This window comes from Sphingobium sp. RS1 (assembly GCF_056156825.1).
On the sequence record NZ_JBLZXE010000002.1, the window covers coordinates 1,023,615 to 1,047,731 of the forward strand.

Below are 24,117 nucleotides of genomic sequence, written 5' to 3' on the forward strand. Positions count from 1 at the left end.
GATCAGGACTAACTGTTGTCGATCGCGTTCAGGATTTCGGCGGCTTCAGGCCGATCCAGCCAGTCGGGGCTGACCTGAAGCCATTGTACGACACGCCCCGGCCCGACGAGAAGGACCGCGGGCTGCGGCAGTTCCCAGCTGTTCGTACCAGTCACTTCGCCGATCCAGCCGGCCGGCGGGGGCGATGGGCGATTTTCCGGCTGGAAGCTGATGTTCAGCAAACGGGCAAGGCCATTGTCGGCATCGGTCGCGACGCGGAACGGCAGGCCATTGCGCTGCTTGATGTCGCGCAGGCGGTCCGGCCGTTGCGGGCTGAGCGCCACCAGTGCGATATTGCGCGCGAGCAGTTCAGGCTGCAATGCCTCCGCATAATAAGGCAAGGCGATGTTGCAGGCGGGGCAGCCGGCAAAGCGGAAGAAGATGAAGAGCGCCGGGCCTTGTGCAGTGAGATTGTCCAGCGTCACCGTTTCGCCGCCGACTTCGGCAAAGGACAAGGGTGGCAATATGTCGCCGGGCTGGGCCACCACCGCCGGATCGAACCGTTCGACCAGCTGGCGGCGCTGGCCGGCATTGGCCTCCAGTTGTGCCGGTGGCCAGTTGCGTTCCCGTTCCGCCTGCAATGCGGCTAACCGATCCTTGAGCGTCTGGGTGAGTAGTGTCGCCATCATGATCTCCTTGGGTCGGGATCATGATGGCGAGCGGCCTGGATCATCGCCAATGAGAGTTAGCGCGCCAGCGACGATGAATTGTCATAGGTTCACGCGGCATCGCGCCGGGCGGGGATGGCTTGATGGCGGTTTTCCGGGATAGGAAGCCCCAGATTGCCGCGCAGCGTATCCGCCTCATACTCCCTGCGGAACAGGCCGCGTTGCTGGAGGATCGGCACCACTTCATCGACGAAGCGCCGGAACTGTTCCGGATGGCCAAGATGGACGTTGAGGCCGTCGAGCGCGCGCCCTTCGAACCAGCGCTGAATTTCGTTCGCGACCGTTTCGGCTGATCCCACGAAGGGACTGCCGCGTCCGATCCGCGCGCGCTCCACGACTTGCCGCAGGGTCAGCCCTTGTTCGACAGCATGATCCGTTATTGCCTTTGCATGGGTGAAGAAGCTGTTCTTCGCGGATTCCAGCGCTTGTACCGGGAAGGGCGCGTCGGGATCATATTGGCGGAAATCATGCCAGCCGAAGGGGCGGCCAAATTCGGCCAGCGCCTGATCGAAGCTCTGGTCGAGCTCGCGATAGCGGCGCTGGAGTTGCTGTGCCTCTTCGTCCGTATCGCCGACATAGACAAAGAAGCCGGGCAGGATGACGATTTCGTCCGGGTTGCGGCCCTGCCGTGCGGCGCGCCCTTTGAGGTCGGCATAAAAGGCTTGCCCCTGTTCGATCGTCGCGGCATGGGTGAAGATGGCGTCGGCGATGGTGGCGCCCAGATCGCGGCCCTGATCGCTGTCGCCCGCCTGAAAGATCACCGGTTCGCCCTGCGGCGAGCGCTGAAGGTTGAGCGGACCGACGACCTGGAAGAATTCGCCCTTGTGGTCCAGCCGGTGCAGCCTGTCGGGATCGAGGAACTGGCCGGTCGCGCGGTCGCGGACCAGAGCCCCCTCCTCCCAGCTCGACCAGAGGCCGCGCGCAACGTCAAGAAATTCGACCGCGCGGCGATAGCGGGTGTCATAGTCGAAATGCTCCGGCCGGCTGAAATTGCCGGCCGTGCCCGCATCGCCGCTGGTAACCACGTTCCAGCCGGCACGCCCCTTGCTGATGAGATCGAGCGAGGCGAAGCGCCGGGCGAGGTTGAACGGGTCGTTATAGGAAGTGGTGAGCGTGCCGACGAGGCCGATATGCTGCGTCGCCACCGCCAGCGCCGAAAGGAGGGTGAGCGGTTCCAGCCGGTTGAGATAATGGGGCGGCGAATTGGCGGTGATGAACTGGCTGTCGACGATGAAGACGAGGTCGAACTTCGCCGCCTCCGCTTGCCGGACGACATCGATATACCAGTCGATGCTGACGCTGGCGTCAAGCGGGATGTCCGTGTCGAGCCAGCGATTGCTGTCGCCGGGGCCGCCAACGCCGGTGGGGACGAGGCCGAGCTTGAGTTGGCGCTGGGTCATGATCGCCCCCTTATGCATCGAAGCCGGGGGACTGACGGTTCGCCTTGCGTAAGGCGGCTTCCCAGACGAGATCATAGTGCGCCTTCGCTCCCTCGACCGGCTTGCGGTCCCGGTTCATCTGGCGGCGGACTTCTTCCTGGGCTTCTTCCGGGGCGATCAATATCTTGTCGCGGCCGATCGACAGGCTGCGGACCTGCGCCTTGCAGGCTGCTTCCAGATGATAGATGCCGCTGAATGCCTCGCCGGGGGTCGCGCCCAGCGCCAGCGTGCCATGATTGCGCAGCAGCATGATCTTCGTGTCGCCCAGGTCCGCGACGATCCGTTCCCGCTCGTCCAGATTGAGCGCCACGCCTTCATAGTCGTGATAGGACAGGCGCGGGATCAGGGCGAGCGCGCGCTGGTTGAGGGGCAGTAACCCTTCGGCATGAGCGGAGACGGCCACGCCATCGGCGCTGTGGAAATGGGCGATATAATGGGCGTCGTCGCGTGCGCCATGGATCGCCGAGTGGATCACATAGCCGGCATAGTTGATGCCATAATCACGCTCGCCAATGACATGGCCGTCCAGGTCGACCTTCACCAGGCTGGACGCGGTAATTTCATCGAACATCAGCCCGAACGGGTTGATGAGGAAATGCTGGTCCGGCCCCGGCACGCGGGCGGATATATGGGTATAGATGAAATCGTCCCAGCCATAGAGGGCCGAGAGGCGATAGAAGGCGGCAAGATCGACGCGGACCTTCCATTCCGCTTCGCTGATGCCGGAGGCGCGAAAACGATCGTCTTTCAGGATTACATTGGTGGTGGGGGCCATGGGAATGCTCCTTTGCGGGCAAATCTAGGGCGGCAGCGCAGGGCCGCCCAATGAGAATGTCTGATGGATGGGTGAGCAGCGCTCATGTCGGGAACACGCCCGGATCGACGATCTGCGCCACATCGACATGGACAGGCAGTTCACCATCGGCGTGGAAGCGATCGACCACCCGTTGCAGTGGCGCAATGACAGCGGCATCCGGCGCGATCAGGGCAGGATTCTGGCGGTCCACGATCAGCTTCGCCAGCTTCGGGTCCACGCCTGTCGCCTTGGCGAAGACGCCGGCATAGATATCGGGATGTGCCTGCGCCCATTGGCTAGCGGTGCGGAAACGGGCGAGCACGTCCTTCAACGCAGCGCATTTGGCCGGATCGTCCAGCGCAGCCTGCGATGCGGCGATCAGAGTGAGCCCGGTATTGATCCCCTGCCCGTCGCGCAGTACCCGTGCGCCACGTGCTTCCGCCGCGATCTGATAGGTGCCGAAGGTCGCCCAGGCCTCGATCCGCCCCGCAGCGAAGGCAGCGGCGGCGTCATTGGGCAGCATGAAGCCGATATCCACCGCCTTGCGATCGACCTTCGCTTCCTTGAGTGCTTCGAGCAGAAGATAATGGGAGATGCTGCCGCGCGCGCTCGACACGATGACACGGTGGCCGGCCAGATCGGCGACATTGCGGATTGGCGATCCGGGCGGCACGATGATGGCAATGTCGCGGGTGGAGGAAAGCGATCCGGCGATCACCTTGAGCGGGGCACCGGCTGCTGCTGCCAGCACCACCGGCAGGTCGCCGGCCGGCGCGGTATCGACCGCCCCGGCGTTCAGCGCCTCCAGCAAGGGCGCGGCACCGACGAAATTGGCCCATTCCACATCATAGGCAAGATTGCCCATGGCGCCCGCCGCCTCTGCCTTCGACTGGAGGAGATGGACCTGATCGCCGAGCACCAGCTTCGTGCGGCCGCCCTTCCCGGCCCCACCGCAGGCGGTGAGGCCGAGCGCGGCGGCGCCGGCGAGGAAAGTGCGTCGATCAGAAAGCAAGAGCGATCCGCCCATAATAATAGCCGCCCGCGGGGTTGAAGGGCGACGGGCCATAATAGCCCTGCCCGGTCTGGGGATTGCCCGGCCCGTTCTTTTCGGGGCGAACGTCGAACAGGTTGGTGGCGCCGACCGACAGCGTCGCGAAGTCGGTGACCTTCGCGCTGATGCTGGCGTCGGTAATCAGCTTCGCGCCGAAATAGCGATCGTCGCCCGCCGCCGTGCGCTGCGTATATTTGCCGTAGCGGGTGTTGGTGATGCTGAGGCCGAAAATACCCTTCGACCAGTTGAGCGTGCTGACCAGCTTGGTTCGGGGCTGGAGCACTTCCAGTTCGCCAATCTTGTCGCCGCCGAAGAACACCGAGCCGGCGCCGAGCAGGCTGTTGCCATTGGCGTCGAACAATTGCGAAGGCGTGGCGACCACGTCGGTCACCTTGGTCTTCGAATAGTTAAAGGCGAAAGTGAGGCCGAGCTTGCCGAAATCGCCAAGGCCGGTCGAATAGTCGGCGACGAGATCGAAGCCCTTGGTTTCGGTATCGGCGGCGTTGATGAAATATTCCGCCTGCTCGACATCGGACAGGCCGTTGGCAGCAAGGATGGCGGAAATGCCGGTACCGAACAGGCGGCCGGTCCGTTCGACCCGATCCTTGATCTTGATATAATAGCCGTCCAGCGTGATCGACAGCGACGGCAAGGGCGTGAAGACGAAGCCAAGACCGGCATTCCAGGTCTTTTCCGCCTTGAGCGGTTTGGCGCCGAGCAATTGTCCGACGGTGGAGTTGGCCGTCACCAGTTTGGCGACGGTCGGGCGCAGTTCGGTCTGGCCGGTTTCGGCGTTGAAGAAGGAGGATGTGCGCCCGTCCGTCTGGGCATAGCCGATCTGGGTCAGTGATGGCGCACGGAAGCCGGTGCCGACCGTGCCGCGAATGGCGAGCGCCGGGCTGATTTCATAACGGCTGTTGAGTTTCAGGCCGATCGGGCTGCCAGACCCGTCGCTATAATGTTCGGCCCGCAACGCCGCGCCGATATACCAGGCGTCGGTGGGATTGAGGCCAAGGTCGATATAACCGGCATAGACTTTCCGGCTGATGTCGGCTTCGTCGGCCGGCGACAGGACGATCGCGCCCTGCACCACCGGGGACGCGACGCGGCCGACATTCCAGTCATATTGCTGGTCGCCGGGCTGGAAGGTGTAGGTCGCAGGTTCGTAGGCGAGCGGATCGCCGGCGAAGGTGCGGAAGCGATCGAGCCGATATTCGCCGCCGATCGACACTTGCAGCGGCTTGGCGAAACCGATGTCGAATTCGCGATGCAGGTCGACATTATGGGTCCATTGGCGAAATTCGAAATTGGCGAGATTGGGCCAGTAAGTCGGGCTGTCCGGACCCAGCGACGGGCGGATCGACAGCTTCGAATATTGGCGGCTGGCGTTGCGGCCGAAGGAGGAGGAGACGTCATAGTCCCAGCCGATCAATGTGCCACGCAGACCGCCGACGAACTGGAAATCCGTCTCATCAATATTGTTGAGCGGATAATAGCCATCCGGGAAGAGCGCGGTGAAATTGGCGGTGCTGTTGGGGCGGCGGAAGTTGTTGCCGATCTGCGCGTCCCGCTCGCCATAGGTGCCGAAGCTGTAGAGGGTGGCGCTGTCCGTCACCGGCAATTCGGCATTGTAGCTGAGGTTGAACGCCTTGATCTGCGGGTCGCCATTATGAGCGCCGTCGCGGTTCCATTCGGCGTTGCGCGTATTGGCTTCAGCGATGTTCGCTTCCACCTGCTCACGGGTCAGGCCGCTAGACGCTACCACCTGATCGATGGTGCGGCCGGCGGGCAGGCCGTAGAGATTGGTGTCGGTCGCAGCCAGGTTCCACCAGGCGCCACCGCGCTTGCGGATGTCACCCGCGATCGACAGGAAACCGCCATTATCGCCGATCTTCGTGCCGTAGCGGATCGTGCCCTTCCAACTGTCCGGCTTGCCATTGGCCGAATAGAGCGTGCCATAGGTGAAGTCGCCGCTCAGCCCCTCCTTCTGCGCCAGTTGGATGTTGATGACGCCGGCGACCGCATCGGTGCCATATTGGGCAGCGGCGCTGTCCTTCAGCACCTCGATCCGGTCGATCGCGCTGGTCGGGATCAGGTCCACATCGACCGGGTTGGCGCCCGATGTGTCAGTGGTGGAATTGTTGAGGAAGGCGCCGTTATGGCGGCGCTTTCCGTTGACCAGAACCAGCGTATAGGCCGGGGCCAGACCGCGATTGGTGACGGGGCGGCCGATGGAAAAGACGCCGGCATGGGTCGATCCGAAATTGAGCGAGGGCAACAGTTTCGACAGCGCCTCGCCAAATTCCGCTGCGCCGGTCGCCTGCAACTTGTCCGCGCCGACCACGTCGATCGGCGCGGGGCTTTCGGCGATAGTGCGTGGCGCGCCACGGACGCCGGTGACGATGATCGTCCCGGCATCGGCAGCAGCTTCGTCGGGGCTGCTGACAGCCTGCGCCGACGCCGTTGAGACAGCGAGTGCGACAGCTGTAAGGGCCGAGGTTGCGAGATAATATGCGCTATTCTTCATGGATATTCCCCCAGATCAGACTTGGGGACCTCTCTATTTTCTACAATTTTGATTGAGAAATGAGTTTGAGGCTAGCCACATGATTTTCCTTAAACTTTAGATTATCTTGGCGGGCACCAAGTCCCTGTTTCAGCGCGGTCGGGCGAAGCTGGTGTCGAAAGCCTGCGCGACGTCGCGCTTGCCGTCGGTCAGGCCTGCTTTCCGGAAGCGGGCGGTGATCGCCTGTTCATGCGCGATGATCTTCGCGTCGATCGGCTGCGACACTCGATTGTTGCGGTCGAAGCTGGCACGGGCGATGTCGAGCGGCAGCCCGGTTTCCGTTGAGAGAACCTGTGCGAACTCGTCGGGATGGGCGCGTGCCCAGGCAACCGCCTTCGCCTCCCGCTGGAGAAAGTCCGCCAGCAGCGCGCGTTTCGGGCCGATGCTGTCGGCATGGGCGATGTCAATATAGAGCGGCAGGCCATAATCCTTCGCATCGACGATAGCGCGCGCGCCCTCCTTGACCGCAACATTGGTATAAGGCGTCCAGATCGCCCAGGCGTCGATCGCGCCGCTGTCGAACGCGGCCTTGGCGTCGCCGGGCGGCAGGAAGGTGACGCGCACCTTATCGGCCGGGATATGGGCGCGCTCCAGCGCCTGAAGCAGCAGATGATGGCCGATCGACCCGCGCGTCGTGGCGACCGACCTGCCGACCAGATCCTGTGCACTCTTCAGCGGCGACCCGTTCTTGACGAGGATGGCGAGCGCCTCCCCGGCCTGTTGCGCGGGCGCCTGCACCGCGATCGCCTTGACCGGGCTGCCGCTTTGATAGGCGAAGATGAAGGGCGCGTCGGCGGCGAGGCCAAGATCCGCCGCGCCGCCGCCGACCGCTTCGAGCAGGGGCTGGGCTGCGGGAAATTCCGACCATTCGACCGTGTAGGGCGCACCGTTCAGCACGCCCGATGCGATCATCATGGATTTGACCTGCCCCTTCTGGTTGGCGACCCGCAAGACCTTGTCATCATGCCCCTTAAAGGTCGCGGCGGCGAGCCCAAGGCCCGCCACCGCGATCAGGGACGCCGACAGGATGACGACGTTTTTCTTAGCCATGGATCAGCCCGCCAGTGCGAGGCCGGATGCCTCACGCTCGGCCACCTTGCGGCGCACGACGGGTAGCAATTCGCGGCCGTAGAGGATGGAATCGCCCAGCGGGTCAAAACCGCGGATCAGGAAGTGGTCGATGCCGATATCATAATAATCGAGCATGGCGTCGGCGACCTGTTCGGGCGTACCGACCAAACCGGTGCTGTTGCCGGCCGCGCCGGTCAGGGCAGCCACGCCGGTCCACAGGCGCTTGTCCTGCCGGTTGCTGCTGGCCGTGTCGAGCAGGCGCAGCGACCCGGCATTGGGCGGACGGTGGTCCGTGAGCGGCAGCCCGGCGGCGATGCGGTTTTCGCGGACCTGCTCCTCGATCTCCGCCGCGCGTTTCCAGGCGGCTTCCTCCGTATCGGCGATCACTGGACGCAGCGAAAGCGAGAAGCCGGGGTCACGGCCATAACGCGCCGCCGATTTGCGTACCGCGCGCACCGTGTCCTGCACCGCTTCGAGCGTTTCGCCCCACAGCGCATAGACATCGGCATGGCGGCCAGCGACATCGATCGCTTCATCCGACGATCCACCGAAAAAGACCGGCAAATTGTCGGGCTTGATCGCGCTGAAAGCCTGACGAATGTCGTAGAACTTGCCCTGATGGTCGAAGGGCGTCGAGGCAGTCCATTCCTGGCGGAGGATCGTTAGATATTCGTCGGTACGGCTGTAGCGTTCCGCTTTCACCGTCCGGGTGTCGCCGTCGCGCGCCATTTCCTCGTCCGCGCCGCCCGTGATGATGTGAACGGCGACCCGGCCGCCCGACAGTTGATCCAGCGTCGCCAGTTGGCGCGCTGCCACGGTCGGCTGGGTGAAGCCGGGGCGATGGGCGACAAGGAAGCCGAGCTTGGTGGTGATAGCGGCGGCATGGGCCGCGACGATCTGGCTTTCCGGGCTGTTTGAGCCGAAGGGGATGAGGACGCGGTCGAAGCCGCCCTCTTCCTGTGCCCTGGCCGCCGCGTTGACATAGTCGGTGTCGAGCGCGCGGCTGCGCACTGCCGATTGCGTTTCGGACCCGTTGTTGAAGCCGATATAGCCGATGAACCTGACGCTCATGCTTGCTCTCCTAATCTTTAAATGACGGTGAAGCCGTGGGTGCCGTCGCGCTCCAACTGGGCGACGAGGCCATATTCCCAGTCGAGATAGGCCTGCATGGCGGCGGCCTTGTTGTCGGTGCCTTCATAGGGGCGTTTGTAGCGGCCCTCCGGCCCGCGCGGAGATGGCGCGCCGTCCGGGCCGGTTTCCAGCGGGACGGCCGACCAGTCTATGTCGAGGATCGACACGTCCCAGCCGAGTTGCGCCAGCCAGGAGGCGGTCATCGCCGCGCGCACGCCAGTCGGGTCGGTCACGACGATGCGGGCGCCGCGCACCGGGGCGTTATGGTCGGTTTCCTGCACCAACTGACCGCCCTGCGCATTACGGAAGCCGGGCAGATGGCCGCTTTCATATTCGCGCGGTTGGCGGACATCATAGAGGTACAGGGTGCGGGCGGTGTCGGCCTTGAACGCTTCCAGTTCTGCCCAGCCGATCCGCTTGACTCCGGCGCGATAGGCGACGTCCCGGGCATGGACGTCGGCTTCAGCGATGGCAGCGTCGTCCACTTCCGGCGCGGCACGGGTCTGGCCGGTTTCCAGATCCTGCCCGGCCAGCGTCCAGCCGATCGTGCCGTTGCGCAGCGCGAACACCTTGTTCGGGACGCCGGCATTGACAAGCGACTGGGCGCCGATGATCGAGCGAGTGCGGCCGGCGCAATTGACGATGATGGTGGTGTCGGGATCGGGCGCGATGGTGCGCGCGCGCAGCGCCAGTTCGGCGCCGGGGACGCTGGTGCCAGTCGGGATGCTCATCGTGTTATATTCGTCGTAGCGGCGCGCATCGACGATACGAATGTCCGCCTTTTCGCGGATCAGCGCCTGCACTTCCTCGGCCGCCAGGCTGGGGGTATGGCGGCGATGTTCGACCAGTTCGCCGAATGCCTTGGAGTAGCTGTTGACGTCCTCGAACAGTTCATAGCCCGCGTCGCGCCAGGCCGACAGGCCGCCTTCCAGTTCGCGCACATCGGTATAGCCGAGCGCTTCCAGACGGACAGCCGCCTTGTGCGCCAGCCCTTCGCCATCGTCATAGACGATGATCGGCGTGGCAAGGCGCGGGAGACGCCAATGTGCTTCCTCATCGATGCGGCGCAACGGGATCTGTGCGGCGAAGAGCGGGTGCCCCTGCGCGAACTCATGCTCCTCGCGCACGTCGATGATGGCGATTTCGCTGCCCACCAGCAGGGCGTGGCGGATATCCTGCGGCGTGGCGGTCTGGATCTTGTCCAAAATTTCGATGGTCATGATGTTTTCGATCTGTCCCAGAGGTTGGGGATCACGCGGTTGGCGTAACCCGAAATGAAGGTCTTGGCCGTGCCGTCGAGGGCGTAGGTGGCGCGCTCGACCGCGCCGATATTGGCGCCGTAAACATGGATGCTGATGGAGGGTCGGTCGGTGAGGCCGTTGGTGACGCGATGGATGTCGCCGATGCGGGGGGAGACGGCGTCCACCTCCCCCTCGTGCAGCAGTTCCTCACCCTCATCCACCAGCGCGCCGGTCGGCAGGCGGCGGAACCGTTCCACCCTTTCCACACCGCGCAACATGCCGACCAGGCCCCAGACGCTATGGTCATGGATCGGCGTGGACTGGCCCGGCCCCCATACGAAGCTGACAACGCTGAACCGCTCGCGACTGTCACAATGGAGCAGATATTGCTGGTAGCGGTCGGGATCGGGCTGGGCGAATTCCTCCGGCAGCCAGTCGTCGGTGGCGATCAGGCGGCTGAACAGCGCGCGGCCGCTCTCCAGTATCGCCTGCTCGTCACGCGTGGCGGCCAGCAGGTCTGCAAAGGCGGTAATGAAACCGCGCAGGCGCCTAGTGTTGGGTGCCGCCACCGGCCGATCCAGGATAGCCTGCGCGTTCATTCGGCGGCGACCGCGAATGGCACGACGCCCTCGCCATGATCGTCGCCGCCAAGGTGCGAGAGCAGCTTTTCGCGCAAGCGGCCGGCGAAGCTGGCGCGTTCCCCGCGCGGGGCGGTGATGCGTTCTTCCGCGACGATGCGGCCCTTGTCCAGCACCAGCACCCGGTCGGCGAGCGCGATCGCTTCCTCGACATCATGGGTGACGATGAGGACAGCGGGCTTGTGCGTGCGCCACAGCGACAGGACGAGGTCATGCATCCGATAGCGGGTCAGTGCGTCGAGCGCGGCGAAGGGTTCGTCCAGCAGCAGCAGCTTGGGTTCGCGCACCAGCGCGCGGGCCAGCGCCACGCGCTGCGCTTCGCCGCCGGAGAGGGTGAGCGGCCAAGCATCTAGGCGATGGCCGAGGCCCACTTCCTTGAGCGCCGCTTCGGCACGATCGCGGCCATTATTGCCCTTGAGGCCCAGCGACACATTCTTCCAGACCGGTTTCCACGGCAGCAACCGGGCATCCTGGAACACCACGGCGCGGGAGCCGGGGACTTCCACATCCTGTCCGCACACTTCATCGAGGCCGGCCAGCGTACGCAGCAGCGTGGTCTTGCCCGAACCGGAGCGGCCCAGCAGGGCGATGAACTCACCCGGCGCGATGTCGAGGTCCAGGCCGTCGATGATGATATTGGCGCCGAAGCGGCGGGTGAAGCCGCGCAGACGGACGACGGGATCAGGATGGGGTTGATGCGCGGCACTCTCCAGCGCCGAGAAACCGAGGCGAGCGTCCATGCTTATTGCTCCACTATGCTGGGGCGCCAGATAAGGGCGCGGGCTTCGATGGCACGGACCAGCCAGTCGGCGCCAAGGCCGAGAATGGCGTAGACCATGAGGCAGACGACGATGATGTCGGTCCGCATGAAATCGCGGGCATTGTTGATGAGATAGCCAAGGCCGGCGGAGGCATTAATCTGTTCCGCGACCACCAGCACCAGGATCGACACCGACAGCGCATAGCGCAGGCCGACCAGCAGTTGCGGCAGGGCCGAGGGCAGGACGACATGCCAGATCTGATCCCAGCGGCTGAGGCCGAAGCTCTTCGCCGCATCGAGCAGGCGCAGGTCGACGCTGCGGATGCCGCTGTAGAGGTTGAGATAGACGGGAAAGATGGTGCCAAAGGCGATCAATGCGACCTTGGGCGTTTCGCCGATACCGAACCAGACGATGAAGAGCGGGGTGAGCGCCAGCGCGGGAATGGTGCGCTTGATCTGCATGAGCGGATCGACCGCCAGTTCGCCCGAGCGGGACAGGCCGGCGATCAGGCCGAGTGCGAGGCCGAGGCTGACGCCGATGAACAGGCCGATCGCGACACGGGCGAAGGATACCAGCAGATTGGACGGCAGTTCGCCGGAAATCACCATTTCGAGCAAGGTGCCGATTACGGCGGAGGGCGCCGCCAGCGTCCGCTCCGGGATCAGGCCGCTGCGTGAGCCAGCCTCCCACAGCAGCAGCAGGAGGACCGGTGACAGCCAGCGACCGCCAAAGCGCGAAAGGGAGAAAGGCCGGGACGTCGATGCCGACCGCCCCCGCGCTGCCTGTGATATATCATTGATCGTCAGAACTGCCATGTCCGGGCCTTTTGTGAAGTCCCGGCAAGCCCAACATGAATTGTCTACCTATTCAATTAAGTTTTTATTGGCCGACCTATCAGCATCCGTCATAGATGGCATTTCATCGCCCCTACGAGGCGGACGAGCGCGGTTATTGGCGGTTTTCCGTCCAGCGCTCGTTTTGGCCAAGTTTTTTCTGGGCCGTTTAAATCTCTACTATTTTGATTGATATATAAGCATCAGCGATAAGGGCTTGTCCGTTTCCGGCGTCGGATCGGCTCCTCCGCTTCCCGTAATCAGAGAGGTTTATCGTGCCGGTCAATCTGCCGACCAACTTGCTGCGCAGCTTCGTCGCCATCGTCGACACCGGGTCGATGCTGAATGCGTCGGAACAGGTGTTCGTAACCCAGTCCGCCCTCAGCCTTCAGATCAAGCGGCTGGAGGAACTGGTGCAGCAGACGCTGTTCCTGCGTGAAGGGCGTCGACTCAACCTCACCGCGGCGGGCACCGTATTGCTCGATTACGCGCGACGGGTGCTGCTGCTGCATGACGAGGCGGTCGCGGCCGTGAGCGCCGGGCGCTTTGCCGGGCCGGCGCGGATCGGCATGGTGCAGGATTTTGCCGACACGCTGCTTTCGGGCCTGCTGTCGCGCTTTGCCGAACTGCATCCCGACGCGCAAATCTATGCGCGCGTAGCCGGCACGGCGGAGTTGCAAAGCCTGCTGGAACGGCGGGAGCTGGACATAGTGCTGGGCTTTGCCGCGCCGAATGATGCCCATGCCGTGACCGTCGCGCCAATGAGCTGGTATGGCGACGTCCATCTGGTCGATCGCGCGGTCATTCCACTGGCGGTGCTGGAAGAGCCATGCCGGTTCCGCGAGGCAGCGATCCGGTCGCTGGAGGATGCCGGGCTGCAATGGCGGATCGCGGTGGAGACACCCAATCTGGCGACGCTGAAAGCGGCCGTGGGCGCAGGGCTGGGCGTCACATGCCGGACGCATCTGTTTCTGGAAGACAGTCAGGCGCTGGAGCATGAGCGACTGCCGCAACTGCCGCGCGTGGCGGCGATCCTGCGGTCGGGCGACAAGCTGGACAAGGCCGCGAGCCGGCTGGCCGAACTGGCGCGGGAGACAGTTGGCGCGCTCTGACAGCAGATAGGAGGCGGCGGGCGATCCGCCGCCTACTGGTTTTCAATAGCCACGCGCAGGATCGACAATGTCGCTGGGCGCTTCGCCCCGGACGAAGCGGGAAATATCGTCGCGGACCTTTTCCAGCAGACGATGACGCACCAGCGTATGATTGCTCGACACATGCGGCGTCAGGCGGACGCGCGGATGGGTGTAGAGCGGATGGCCCTCAGGCAGCGGTTCCGGGTCGGTGACGTCCAGCGTCGCGAAGCCGGGACCGCCCTCCCCGTCCAGCGCACGAATCAGCGCATCCTGGTCGATCACCGATCCGCGCGCGACGTTGATGATATGGGCACCGGGTTTCACCTTCGCGAGTAGATCCACGTTGAACAAATGGCGTGTCTGCGGCGTGGCCGGCACAGCAATGATGATATGATCGGCGCGCGATACGAGCGTGTCGATATCGCCGACATGCTCGACGCCGCTGATGCCCGATTGCGCACCCGTGCGGCGCAGACCGACGACCTGCGCGCCCAGCGCCAGACCACGTTTCGCCACAGCCTGACCGATCGCGCCCAGACCGACGATGCCGATCGTCGTACCCGATACCCGGCCGAGCGGCACATTGATCCATTGCGCGCGCGACCGGGCGGTGATCCCTTCGAGATTCTTGGCATGGGAATAGATGGCGGCGATGACATAGTCGGCGATCTCATCCGATGCGACGCCCCGGCCGCAGGTGACCAGCGGTGCATCGAGCAACCATTGCGGATAGAAGTCGATGCCGGCTGACGCGCTGTAGACCCACTTCAGTCGCCCCGGCCAGACGGGTGGGCGCTGGATCGATGGTTGCCGCCATGATAGCGACGGGCGCACCAGCAGGACGTCGGCTTCGGCTGCGGCAGTCCATGGCTCCTCGTCCGCCACGTCGATCAGGATCGGGGCGATCGGATGCTGGCTGAGGCCCTTGTTGAAAGTGGCGTCCAACTGGCTGGCGATGATGAGCGACATGTCAGTTCCCAAGCGCCGCCCGGCCGGCGGCGATCAATATGGTGTCGGTCTGGGGCGAGTGGATGCGGCTGCACAGCACGTCGCGATAATGGCGTTCGAGCGGATTCTTCCGGCTGATGCCGGGATTGCCGGTGAGTTCGAGGCCGATCTCCACCGCGCGGATGGCGTTGGCGGTGGCAAGATATTTGATATTGTTGACTTCCACGGCGCTTAGCCGATCGCCGGCTTCATGGCGGGCGGCAGCATCGCGGATCAGCGTGCGGTTGACCTGCAGCAACGCCTCTATCTCGCCGAATTTTTCCTGCACGCGCGGCAGGGTAGCAAGCGAGGCGCCCAGGTTGGTGGGCACGCGATCGTTGAGATAGCCGCGCAGCCAGTCGCGTGCCGCCCGCGCAACGCCGTCATAGATGGTCGAGATGGCCAGCGCGTTCCAGATGGCGAGGCCGGGGTCACCTGCGCCCGCCGCCCATTGCTCGGGCGGACGAATATCGACCGCATGATCGAGCGGGATTGGCGTATCTGTGAAATGCACCGCATGGCTGACCGTCGCGCGCATGCCCAGATGGTCCCATGCGGGTTCGATATCGATGCCGGCGCTGTCGGCGCGCACCAGGAAGTTGCCGACGCGCGGCTCCGACTCGTCCGTCTTCGCCCAGACCGAGAACCAGTCGAGCCCGGTCGAGCCGGTGGAATAGATTTTCGTGCCGGTGAGCGCCCAGCCGTCAGCGGTGCGCCGCGCGATCGTCGCGGGCAGGCCGCCACGAACGGGCGTGCCCAGTTCCGGCTCCACCCGCAGGCCGCCGATCAGGCCTCGACCGGCGACGGCATCGCGCGCCAGTCGCGCGAAGATCGCTTGCGGCCAGGTGCGCGCGCGGGTCGGCGTGGCGTGGTAATGATAGGTCATGAAGAGGATCAGCGCGGTCGAGGGATCGCCCTTCGCCACGGCGCCCAGCACCCGGATCGCCTCGACCAGGCCGGCGCCACGGCCGCCGAGGTCGCGCGGGACGGTCAGGCCGATCAGCCCTTCGCTCGCCAGATAATCGAAACCGGCGCGGGGAAATTCGCCGCTGCGATCATAATGCTCCGCCGTTTCGGCAAGGCGCCGCGTCAGCCGATCCAACTGGTCTGCGCTGATGGGGCCGGCTGGCTGGAACGACGCTTCGTCCTGCTGAAGTGCCTGTGTGGCCATGATGGGTCAGCCTCTTTTGGGAAGGACAGGGTTGAAGCGCGCGTCCCAGAGCGGGCGCACATCGACCGCCTTGGGCAACAGCTTCTGCCGATAGAAAAGATCCGCGACCTGTTGCTGCGAGGCGATTGCCGCGTCCGTCACAGGGCGCAGTTCATAGCTGGCGCTCTTGCGCCTGAACTGATCGAGCACATAGTCGCGGGGCACGCCGATATCCTGCGCGATGACGGCCGCCCATTGATCCTGATGCGATGCTGCCCAGCCATAGGCTTTCTGCACAAGTGCCAGATAGTCGCCGATCAGCTTTGCCTTTTCGGGGTCGGCCAGTGCATCGACATGGGCGGACACCAGATAATTGCCCGACAATATGCCATAGGCCGTCCTGAGGATGCGCGCGCCTTCCGTCGCAATGGCGCGCTGGATCGGGAAGCCATAGATTGCCCAGGCGTCGAGCGCGCCCTGGGAGAAAGCCGCCGCGCCGTCCGACACACCCATCGCCACGGGCGTGATGTCGTCCCAGCCGAGGCCGACCTCCTCCAGCATGCGGATGAGGAAATATTGGGATGTGGTGGCACGGACATAGCCGACGCGCTTGCCTTTCAAATCGGCGATGCTCTTCGCCTTCGAACCCTTGGGCAGCAACACGACCTGATTGTTGACGTCGCCATGGGCGACGGCGATCTGGCGGAAGCTCTGGATGGTGGAGGCGGCCGCGAAGATGGGCGGAATCTCGCTCATCCCGCCATAGTCGAGCGAGCCGCCGTTCAGCGCCTCTACCACCAGATGACCGGACTGGAACTCGCTATAGGCAAGGTCAAAACCCTCGGGCACGATACCGGCCGCCTTGAACAGCAGCCGCGTATCCCCCTCCCCCTTGCCGGTGATGGAGACGCGCAATTTCGGGCGCCCGCCCGTAGCCGCGCTGCATCCGGTCAGGATCAGGCAGGAGGCCGTGCCGATAAAAGCACGGCGGGACAGCGGATCAACGGCCATGCACGCCATCGCCCGCTGCCTCTACCCGCCGTTCGAACAGGACGACATCGGGGTCGCGCAGGAATTCCCGGCGGGCGGCCTCGCGCAGGCGCGCCCATCGCCGGGCCAGAGAACGCAACAGGGTCATGATCGTCCTTTCTTCGGAGGCAGATGGACTTTATCTATTTTATCAGTAGAGATAAGTCCCACAAGCAATGCTGGCGGACCCATTAGAAATGCTTGATTCATGCTGAAGGTCGACCATGTCGCCATTATCGGGGGCGGATTCAGCGGCGTGCTGCTGGCGATCAACCTGCTGCGCCATGGCGATGTACGGGTAACGCTGGTGGAGCGCCGGCCCGATCGGCTGGGCCGTGGCCTTGCCTATGGCGCGGCGCAGGCCGACCATATCCTCAATGTCCGTGCCGCCAATATGAGCGCGCTGCCCGACCAGCCCGGTCATTTCGCACTTTGGCTGGCGGAGCAGGGGCTAGGCCAGGAAGGCAGCTTTGCGACCCGACGCGCCTATGGCACCTATCTGTGCGCGATGCTGGACGAGACGCGGGCCGCGGCCGGCGACCGCTTTGCAGTTGTCAGTGATGAGGCCGTCGATCTGGTCTTGCGCGATGATGGCGCCTTCGTTGCGTTGCGATCCGGCGACGTGCTGGAAGCGGACGCCGCCGTGATCGCGCCGGGCAATCTGCCGCCACATGATCTGCCCGCCTTTGTCGGGCTGGACCGTCCCGTCTATATCAACGATCCCTGGGCGGCAGACATTGCCGCCGGTCTTGAGGCGGATGATGTGCTGCTGTTGCTGGGGAGCGGCCTGACCGCCGTGGATTGCGCGCTGAGCCTGGACAGTGCGGGCTACAAGGGACGGATCATCGCCCTGTCCCGCCGTGGCCTTGCTCCGCAGGCGCATGCCCCTGCCCCGCCCTACGCCGCGCGACGGGAGCGTCCGGCTGCTCCCGCTTCCGCTCTTGTCCGATCGGTAAGAGATAGGGCGGCAGAGATTGGCTGGCGCAATGCGGTGGACGAGTTGCGCCCCTTCACCCCTGACATGTGGCGCGCCGCCAGCGCCAGCGAGCGCAGCCGATTCCTGCGCCATTTGCGGCCCTATTGGGATGTGCATCGCCACCGCATCGCACCCGCTGTGGCGGAAAGACTGGATGGGCTGCGTGCGCAGGGTCGGCTGGATGTGCGGGCCGCGAAGGTGGCGACGGCGACGCCGGATGCTGATGGACTGCTGATCGGTTTGCGAGCGCGAGGGGCTGCTGCAAGCGAGACATTGAAGGTAGCGCGCGTGGTCAATTGCACCGGGCCGTTGGGTGACCTGCGGCGGGTGAGCGATCCGCTGCTCCGTAACCTGTTTGATCGAGGCGATATCAGACCCGACCCGCTGGCAATCGGCATCGACGTCGACCGCCAGTGCCGCGCCATCGCATTTCATGGCGATGCACAGGCCCGGCTCCATATCGTCGGCCCCATGACGCGCGGCGCGCATTGGGAAATCGTCGCTGTGCCCGATATCCGGCGACAGGTCTGGACGCTGGCGCGCGAACTGACCAGCGCGCATTGGGTGGAAGCCGAAGGGCTTTAATATTTGTCCAAATCATAAATGATCGAACAGTCCGCGTTGGTTCGTGAAAATGCGCGCGCCTATTCCATGACCTTCAACTCTTCATGGAAAGGACGCTCCATGGCCCAACAGCGGCATATCAAGCTCGGCTTCATCCTGCATGGCGTGGGGCGCACCTGGAATGACTGGCGACACCCGGATCGGGACAGCAATGCCAGCACCAGTCTGTCCCAGTATCAGAGGCAGGCCGCTACGGCCGAACGCGGCAAGTTCGACTTCCTGTTCGTGGCCGACAGCCTCTCGATCAACGAAAAGTCCAGCCCGCATTATCTCAATCGCTTCGAGCCGATCACGATCCTGTCCGCACTTGCGGCCACCACGTCGCGCATCGGCCTGGTCGCCACGCTGACGGTCAGCTATTCCGAACCCTTCAACGTCGCGCGTCAATTCGCCTCGCTCGATCATCTGAGCGGCGGGCGCGCGGGATGGAATGTCGTGACATCGTGGCTGGGCGACACCGCCGCCAATTTCAGCAAGGCCGAACATCCCGCCCATGCGGTGCGATACCGCATCGCCGGCGAATATCTGGATGTGGTGCAGGGCCTGTGGGACAGTTGGGAAAAGGACGCCCATGTCGCCGACAAGGAAAGCGGCCAGTTCATCGATCCTGACAAGCTGCACCGGCTGGATCATAAGGGCGAATTTTTTCAGGTGCGTGGGCCGCTGAACATCAAGCGCACGCCGCAGGGCCAGCCGGTCATCTTTCAGGCAGGCGCTTCGGATGACGGCCGCGCCTTTGCCGCGAAGCGCGCGGAAGTGATCTTCACCCATGCCGCCACGCAGGAGGATGGGCAGGCCTATTATTCCGACGTCAAGGCCCGGGCAAAGGGCTTTGGCCGCGATGCCGACCAACTTTTCATCCTGCCGGGCATCGCGCCGATCGTGGGCGACACGGACGAGGAAGCCGAGGCGCGCTATCATGAACTGGCGGCGCTGGAGTCGATCGACACCGGCCTCGGCTATCTGTCGCGCACCTTCAATGACCATGATTTCCGCCAATATGATCTGGACGCACCCTTCCCCGACGTCGAGCATATCGGCCTCAACAGCCAGCAGAGCGGCACGTTGCGCATATTGGCGGAGGTACGGACGGAGAATTTGACGCTACGCCAGATTGCCGAGCGGCTGGCGACGCCGCGTGGCGCTTTCGTCGGGTCGGCCGAGACGGTCGCCGACCGGTTGCAGGACTGGTTCGAGAGCGGCGCAGCGGACGGGTTTGTTGTGTTCGAGCCGCTGCCGGGACAACTGGACCTTTTCGTGGACAAGGTGATCCCGATCCTTCAGGCGCGCGGCCTGTTCCGCACCGACTATGAGGGCACGACCTTCCGCGAGCATCTGGGCCTGCCAGTGCCGGACAATCGCCATACCGCGGCGCGATCGGCAAAGAGCGCGGCGTAAGCAACAAGAGGCCGGCGCTTTCGATCGCCGGCCTTTCCCCTGTCAGTTGAGCCGCGGGTCCAGCCCGCCCATCAGCACCTTCACCATCGCCGCGGATATCTCCGTTGGCGTCAGTTCACCCTTGGTGTCATACCAACGCGCCGGCCAGTTGAGTGCCCCGGCGAGCGTGAAGGCCGTTATCTTGACGTCAATCGGGGCGATCGAGCCGTCCTCCACCGCTTCGGTCAATATCTGACGCATGGCGACGTCGATCTTCTTCTTGAGCCCGCGATAGCGCGGCAGGCTCTCGCGCGACAACGCCTCTTCCCCGGTGCGCGTCACGCAGATGCCGAAATCGTCCATGTTGATTTCGACATATCGACGCAGGAATTTGACCAGCCGGTCGCGGCCGCTGCCCGGCTCGGACCGTGCCTCATCGGCGGCCTCGAGCAATTGCTCCAGACCGATGGTGACGCACTCCAGCAGCACCTGATCCTTGTTCGCCAGATAATGATAAATAGTGCGCTTCGATATGCCGAGGCTGGCGGCGACATCATCCAGCGATGTCTGGAAAAAGCCTCGTTCGTTGAACATCCGCACGGCTGCACGCAACACGGCTTCGCGCTTTGCCGCCCTGTCCGCTTCTCGCTGCGCCGCATTTCTAAAGGGTGAATTCTGCATGGCCCGACCATTGACAGGAAACCCATGGAAGCGCAATACACTCATGAGTGCAAATTAATCGAATAAGTTTCTTGATTCGATCGAAGCGAGAAGAGGATTGCGGATGGACATGGACGGAGTGGGTGCAATCGTGACCGGCGGGGCGTCGGGCCTGGGCGGCGCCACGGCGGCACGACTGGCCAAGGCCGGCGCCAAGGTAACGATTTTCGACCTGAACGCTGAGTTGGGCACGGCTCATGCCAATGCGATCGGTGCGCGCTTCGTGCAGGTCGATGTCACCGACGAAACCGGCGTGGCGCAGGCGATCGAGGAAGCGGAAGCGCTGAACGGCAAGGCGCGGATATTGGCCAATTGCGCGGGTATCGGCCCGCCGGCCAAGGTCATCAACCGGGATGGTCAGGCCCTCCCCCTGGCCGATTTTTCGAAGATATTGACGGTCAATCTGGTCGGCAGCTTCAATGTTCTGTCCAAATTCGCCGCACGCATCTTTGATGCCGATACGGTCGGCGTCGAGGAACGGGGTGTCATCATCAACACCGCCAGCGTCGCCGCCTTTGACGGGCAGATCGGGCAGGCCGCCTATAGCGCGTCCAAGGCCGGGATCGTCGGCATGACCCTGCCCATCGCCCGCGAATTTGCGCGCTATGGCATTCGCGTCATGACGATCGCGCCGGGCATCTTCATGACGCCGCTGCTCGCTACATTGCCGCAGGAAGCGCAGGATTCGCTGGGCAAACAGGTGCCCTTCCCCACGCGCCTTGGCCAGCCGGACGAATTTGCGCTGATGGTCGAACAGATTATCGCCAACCCGATGCTGAATGGTGAGGTAATCCGGCTGGACGGCGCGATCCGGATGGCGTCGAAATGAGCGGCGCCCAAAATGGGGCAGGTGCGGAACGCACTGCCGCCATCGCCGCGAAGGTGGAAGCTTTCGTCCGCGATATCGTCGCCCCTTATGAACATGATCCGCGCAGGGACCATCATGATTGTCCCAGCGAAGCGCTGGTCCACGAATTGAAGGAGAAGGCGCGCGCCGCCGGTGTGCTGACGCCCCATATCCTGAGCGATGGCAGCCACCTGACCCAGCGCGAAACCGCGATCGTGCTGGCGAAGACAGGCCTGTCGCCGCTCGGCCCGCTGGCCTGCAACACCGCTGCGCCCGACGAGGGCAATATGTATCTGCTGGGCAAAGTCGGCAGTGCGGATATCAAGGAGCGCTTCCTGAAGCCGCTGGTGGAGGGACGTGCCCGGTCGGCTTTCTTCATGACCGAGCCGGCGGCGGAGGGCGGCGCCGGGTCCGACCCGTCGATGATGCGGACGACCTGCGTGCAGGACGGCAATCATTGGGTCATCAACGGGCGCAAGGCGTTCATCACCGGTGCGCAGGGGGCCGGGATCGGCATCGTCATGGCGAAGTCCGCGGATGGCGCTTGCATGTTCCTGGTCGACCTGCCCAATCCGGCAATCCGCATCGACCATGTTCCCAACACGATCGACAGTTCGATGCCCGGCGGCCATGCCGTACTGACCATCGACAATCTGCGCGTGCCCGCGGACCAGATGCTCGGCCATTCGGGCGAAGGCTTTCAATATGCGCAGGTGCGGCTCAGCCCGGCGCGGCTGTCGCACTGCATGCGCTGGCTGGGCGCCTGTACTCGCGCCAACGAGATCGCGACCGACTATGCCAATCGCCGCATGGGCTTTGGCAAGGCGATGATCGACCATGAGGGCGTCGGCTTCATGTTGGCGGACAATCTCATCGACCTGAAACAGGCCGAATTGATGATCGACTGGTGCGCCGGCGTATTGGACACAGGATCGTTGGGCACGACGGAAAGCTCCATGGCGAAGGTCGCGGTGTCCGAAGCGCTGATGCGGGTCGCCGATCGCTGCGTGCAGGTGATGGGCGGCACCGGCGTGACCAGCAACACGATCGTAGAACAGGTGTTCCGGGAAATCCGCGCCTTTCGCATCTATGACGGCCCGACCGAGGTCCATAAATGGAGCCTGGCCAAGAAGATCAAACGCGACTGGAAGAAAGCACAGGAGCAGGCGGCATGAGCGCAGGCATGGGCGCTTTGGGCGACGATGCCAATGCGGGCACCACGGCGGTGCGCGATGCCTATCGCTTTGATGAGGCAGCGCTGGCGCGGTGGATGGCGGATCATGTCGAGGGCTATCGGGGGCCGCTGATCGTCGAGCAGTTCAAGGGCGGGCAGTCCAACCCGACCTACAAGCTGGTGACGCCCGGCTGCAACTATGTGCTGCGCCGCAAGCCGCCGGGCGATACCCTGAAGGGCGCGCATGCGGTCGATCGCGAGGCGCGGGTGCTGAGCGCGCTGGGCGGCGTGGGCTTTCCGGTAGCGCGGGTCTTTGGCCTATGCACCGACGAAAGCGTCATCGGCAGCTGGTTCTATGTTATGGACATGGTGGAGGGGCGCATCTTCTGGGACGCGACTTTCCCGACCGTCTCCAACACCGAACGCCCCGCCTATTTCGACGCGATGAATGCGACGATCGCCCAGTTGCATGGCATTGATTATGCGGCGATCGGACTGGAAGATTATGGGAAGCCGGGCAATTATTTCGCGCGGCAGATCGGTCGCTGGTCGCGCCAATATCTGGAGGATGAGGACGCCGGGCGCGATCCGGACATGGACGCGCTGATCGCCTGGCTGCCGGAGAATATCCCGGCAGGCGAGGAAAGCAGCATCGTCCACGGCGATTTCCGCTGCGACAACATCATCTTCCACCCGACCGAGCCGCGCGTGCTGGCGGTACTGGACTGGGAATTGTCGACGCTGGGGCATCCACTCGCCGATTTCGCCTATCATGCGATGATGTATCAGATGCCGCCCGATATCGTGGCGGGGCTGGGCGGCGTGGATATCGGCGCGCTGAATATTCCGAGCGAGGCGGACTATGTCGCCGCCTATTGCGCGCGAACCGGGCGGAGCGGCATTCCCAACTGGGATTTCTACATCGCCTTCAACTATTTCCGGCTGGCGGCGATCTTCCACGGCATCAAGGGCCGCGTGATCCGGGGCACGGCGGCCTCCGCCCATGCGCGGGAACGAGCCAAGGCCCTGCCCCGCCTGTCCGCACTGGCCCGCCAATCGATGAAGAAATGCGCATGAGCGATATGCCCGTTACCGTCGCGATCGACGGCGCCATTGCCACCCTGACGCTGAACCGCCCCGCTGCGGGCAACACCGTCAATCAGGCGCTGGCCGACGCCCTGCTGGACGCTGCGATACTGTGTGATGGCGACCCGGCTATTCGCTGCGTCATATTGACCGGCAATGGCAAGCTGTTCTGCGGTGGCGGCGACATTTCCGCCTTTGACGCGGCGGGCGATCAGGTGCCGGCCTTTCTCAGCCGGCTGGCGGGCACGCTGCATATGGCGATGAGCCGCTTGATGCGGATGCAAAAGCCGCTGCTGGTGGCGGTCAATGGCCCGGCCGCGGGTGCGGGCCTCAGCCTCGCCATATCCGGCGACGTGGTGATTGCCGCACAATCGGCGCATTTCATTGCCGCCTATGGCAGCGTCGGCCTGACGCCCGATGGCGGCATGTCCTGGCTGTTGCCGCGCCATATCGGGCTGCGCCGGGCGCAGGAGATTATCCTGACCAACCGCAAGGTCACGGCCGACGAAGCCGCTGCGATCGGCATGGTCACGCGCACCGTGGCCGACGAGGATTTTGCCGCGGAAGTGGCGAAGACCGCCCGGATGCTGGCCGACGGACCGACCGGCGCGATTGCCGGCGCCCGCGCGCTGCTGCTCGAAAGTTCCAGCAGTCCGCTGGAAGCCCAACTGGAGCGCGAGACGCGCAGCATCGCGGCGGCGGGCGGCAGCGGTGAATGTCGCGAAGGCGTCGCCGCCTTCCTTGGCCGCCGCAAGCCAGACTTTTCAGGAGATGCATAAC

23 protein-coding genes are annotated in these 24,117 nt (G+C 64.1%); 7 read left to right on the forward strand and 16 right to left on the reverse strand.

The window, feature by feature from the left end:
* Nucleotides 1-8: 8 nt before the first annotated feature.
* The 11 genes from ACNHGR_RS06540 to ACNHGR_RS06590 all read right to left on the reverse strand — a co-directional run bounded on the left by ACNHGR_RS06540 (nt 9) and on the right by ACNHGR_RS06590 (nt 12,216).
* Nucleotides 9-665, reverse strand: coding sequence for a peroxiredoxin-like family protein (locus ACNHGR_RS06540; protein ID WP_475284819.1), 657 nt, complete (start codon nt 663-665; stop codon nt 9-11).
* Nucleotides 666-757: 92 nt separating this feature from the next.
* Nucleotides 758-2,107, reverse strand: a complete 1,350-nt coding sequence (locus ACNHGR_RS06545) for an LLM class flavin-dependent oxidoreductase (RefSeq protein WP_475284821.1) — start codon at nt 2,105-2,107, stop codon at nt 758-760.
* A 10-nt stretch (nt 2,108-2,117) separates the two neighbouring features.
* A complete protein-coding gene (locus ACNHGR_RS06550) occupies nt 2,118-2,921 on the reverse strand; it encodes a class II aldolase/adducin family protein (protein ID WP_475284823.1) in 804 nt (267 codons plus the stop codon).
* An 82-nt stretch (nt 2,922-3,003) separates the two neighbouring features.
* Nucleotides 3,004-3,954, reverse strand: coding sequence for an ABC transporter substrate-binding protein (locus ACNHGR_RS06555; RefSeq protein ID WP_475284824.1), 951 nt, complete (start codon nt 3,952-3,954; stop codon nt 3,004-3,006).
* Entirely contained in the window at nt 3,944-6,520 is a 2,577-nt protein-coding gene (locus ACNHGR_RS06560) for a TonB-dependent receptor plug domain-containing protein (protein WP_475284826.1), read from the reverse strand. The genes ACNHGR_RS06555 and ACNHGR_RS06560 overlap by 11 nt, the downstream gene beginning before the upstream one ends.
* A gap of 129 nt (nt 6,521-6,649) precedes the next feature.
* The gene (locus ACNHGR_RS06565) at nt 6,650-7,609 is read right to left on the reverse strand and encodes an ABC transporter substrate-binding protein (protein WP_475284828.1); all 960 of its coding nucleotides are present in this window, start codon (nt 7,607-7,609) and stop codon (nt 6,650-6,652) included.
* Between the two features lie 3 nt (nt 7,610-7,612).
* Nucleotides 7,613-8,701 carry an LLM class flavin-dependent oxidoreductase gene (locus ACNHGR_RS06570; protein WP_475284830.1) on the reverse strand — a complete coding sequence of 363 codons (1,089 nt, stop codon included), beginning with the start codon at nt 8,699-8,701 and terminating at the stop codon, nt 7,613-7,615.
* A 17-nt stretch (nt 8,702-8,718) separates the two neighbouring features.
* Entirely contained in the window at nt 8,719-9,981 is a 1,263-nt protein-coding gene (locus ACNHGR_RS06575; RefSeq protein ID WP_475284832.1) for a rhodanese-like domain-containing protein, read from the reverse strand.
* Nucleotides 9,978-10,601 carry a cysteine dioxygenase family protein gene (locus tag ACNHGR_RS06580; RefSeq protein WP_475284834.1) on the reverse strand — a complete coding sequence of 208 codons (624 nt, stop codon included), beginning with the start codon at nt 10,599-10,601 and terminating at the stop codon, nt 9,978-9,980. Before ACNHGR_RS06580 ends, ACNHGR_RS06575 begins: the two co-directional genes overlap by 4 nt.
* Entirely contained in the window at nt 10,598-11,380 is a 783-nt protein-coding gene (locus tag ACNHGR_RS06585) for an ABC transporter ATP-binding protein (protein ID WP_475284836.1), read from the reverse strand. The genes ACNHGR_RS06580 and ACNHGR_RS06585 overlap by 4 nt, the downstream gene beginning before the upstream one ends.
* Nucleotides 11,381-11,382: 2 nt before the next feature.
* The gene (locus ACNHGR_RS06590; protein WP_475284838.1) at nt 11,383-12,216 is read right to left on the reverse strand and encodes an ABC transporter permease; all 834 of its coding nucleotides are present in this window, start codon (nt 12,214-12,216) and stop codon (nt 11,383-11,385) included.
* Nucleotides 12,217-12,509: 293 nt separating this feature from the next.
* On the opposite strand from ACNHGR_RS06590, the gene ACNHGR_RS06595 reads away from it, so the two are divergent.
* Nucleotides 12,510-13,346, forward strand: a complete 837-nt coding sequence (locus ACNHGR_RS06595; protein WP_184265207.1) for a LysR substrate-binding domain-containing protein — start codon at nt 12,510-12,512, stop codon at nt 13,344-13,346.
* Between the two features lie 42 nt (nt 13,347-13,388).
* Here ACNHGR_RS06595 and ACNHGR_RS06600 read toward each other — a convergent pair whose 3' ends face one another.
* Genes ACNHGR_RS06600 through ACNHGR_RS06615 form a run of 4 tightly spaced genes read right to left on the reverse strand, consistent with a single transcriptional unit; the run spans nt 13,389 to nt 16,642 of the window.
* On the reverse strand, nt 13,389-14,336 hold the full coding sequence (locus ACNHGR_RS06600; RefSeq protein WP_475284840.1) for a D-isomer specific 2-hydroxyacid dehydrogenase family protein: 948 nt from the start codon (nt 14,334-14,336) through the stop codon (nt 13,389-13,391).
* A gap of 1 nt (nt 14,337) precedes the next feature.
* Nucleotides 14,338-15,525, reverse strand: a complete 1,188-nt coding sequence (locus tag ACNHGR_RS06605) for an acyl-CoA dehydrogenase family protein (RefSeq protein WP_475284842.1) — start codon at nt 15,523-15,525, stop codon at nt 14,338-14,340.
* A 6-nt stretch (nt 15,526-15,531) separates the two neighbouring features.
* Nucleotides 15,532-16,515: an ABC transporter substrate-binding protein gene (locus ACNHGR_RS06610; RefSeq protein ID WP_475284844.1), complete on the reverse strand. Its 984-nt coding sequence runs from the start codon at nt 16,513-16,515 to the stop codon at nt 15,532-15,534.
* Nucleotides 16,505-16,642, reverse strand: coding sequence for a hypothetical protein (locus tag ACNHGR_RS06615; protein WP_184265215.1), 138 nt, complete (start codon nt 16,640-16,642; stop codon nt 16,505-16,507). The genes ACNHGR_RS06610 and ACNHGR_RS06615 overlap by 11 nt, the downstream gene beginning before the upstream one ends.
* A gap of 99 nt (nt 16,643-16,741) precedes the next feature.
* Between ACNHGR_RS06615 and ACNHGR_RS06620 the strand changes: the two genes are divergently transcribed.
* Nucleotides 16,742-18,094, forward strand: a complete 1,353-nt coding sequence (locus ACNHGR_RS06620) for an FAD/NAD(P)-binding protein (RefSeq protein WP_475284846.1) — start codon at nt 16,742-16,744, stop codon at nt 18,092-18,094.
* 99 nt (nt 18,095-18,193) lie between these two features.
* Complete coding sequence (locus ACNHGR_RS06625) at nt 18,194-19,531, forward strand: LLM class flavin-dependent oxidoreductase (RefSeq protein ID WP_475284848.1); 1,338 nt, start codon at nt 18,194-18,196, stop codon at nt 19,529-19,531.
* Between the two features lie 42 nt (nt 19,532-19,573).
* Here the strand turns inward: ACNHGR_RS06625 and ACNHGR_RS06630 are convergent, their stop codons facing one another.
* On the reverse strand, nt 19,574-20,191 hold the full coding sequence (locus ACNHGR_RS06630; protein ID WP_475284850.1) for a TetR/AcrR family transcriptional regulator: 618 nt from the start codon (nt 20,189-20,191) through the stop codon (nt 19,574-19,576).
* A 103-nt stretch (nt 20,192-20,294) separates the two neighbouring features.
* On the opposite strand from ACNHGR_RS06630, the gene ACNHGR_RS06635 reads away from it, so the two are divergent.
* Genes ACNHGR_RS06635 through ACNHGR_RS06650 form a run of 4 tightly spaced genes read left to right on the forward strand, consistent with a single transcriptional unit; the run spans nt 20,295 to nt 24,116 of the window.
* Nucleotides 20,295-21,059 (forward strand): SDR family NAD(P)-dependent oxidoreductase, encoded by a 765-nt coding sequence (locus ACNHGR_RS06635; protein WP_475284852.1) that lies wholly within the window; start codon nt 20,295-20,297, stop codon nt 21,057-21,059.
* A complete protein-coding gene (locus ACNHGR_RS06640) occupies nt 21,056-22,252 on the forward strand; it encodes an acyl-CoA dehydrogenase family protein (RefSeq protein WP_475284854.1) in 1,197 nt (398 codons plus the stop codon). Before ACNHGR_RS06635 ends, ACNHGR_RS06640 begins: the two co-directional genes overlap by 4 nt.
* Complete coding sequence (locus ACNHGR_RS06645; protein WP_184265227.1) at nt 22,249-23,328, forward strand: phosphotransferase; 1,080 nt, start codon at nt 22,249-22,251, stop codon at nt 23,326-23,328. The genes ACNHGR_RS06640 and ACNHGR_RS06645 overlap by 4 nt, the downstream gene beginning before the upstream one ends.
* Nucleotides 23,319-24,116: an enoyl-CoA hydratase/isomerase family protein gene (locus ACNHGR_RS06650; RefSeq protein WP_475284857.1), complete on the forward strand. Its 798-nt coding sequence runs from the start codon at nt 23,319-23,321 to the stop codon at nt 24,114-24,116. The genes ACNHGR_RS06645 and ACNHGR_RS06650 overlap by 10 nt, the downstream gene beginning before the upstream one ends.
* Nucleotide 24,117: the final 1 nt, after the last annotated feature.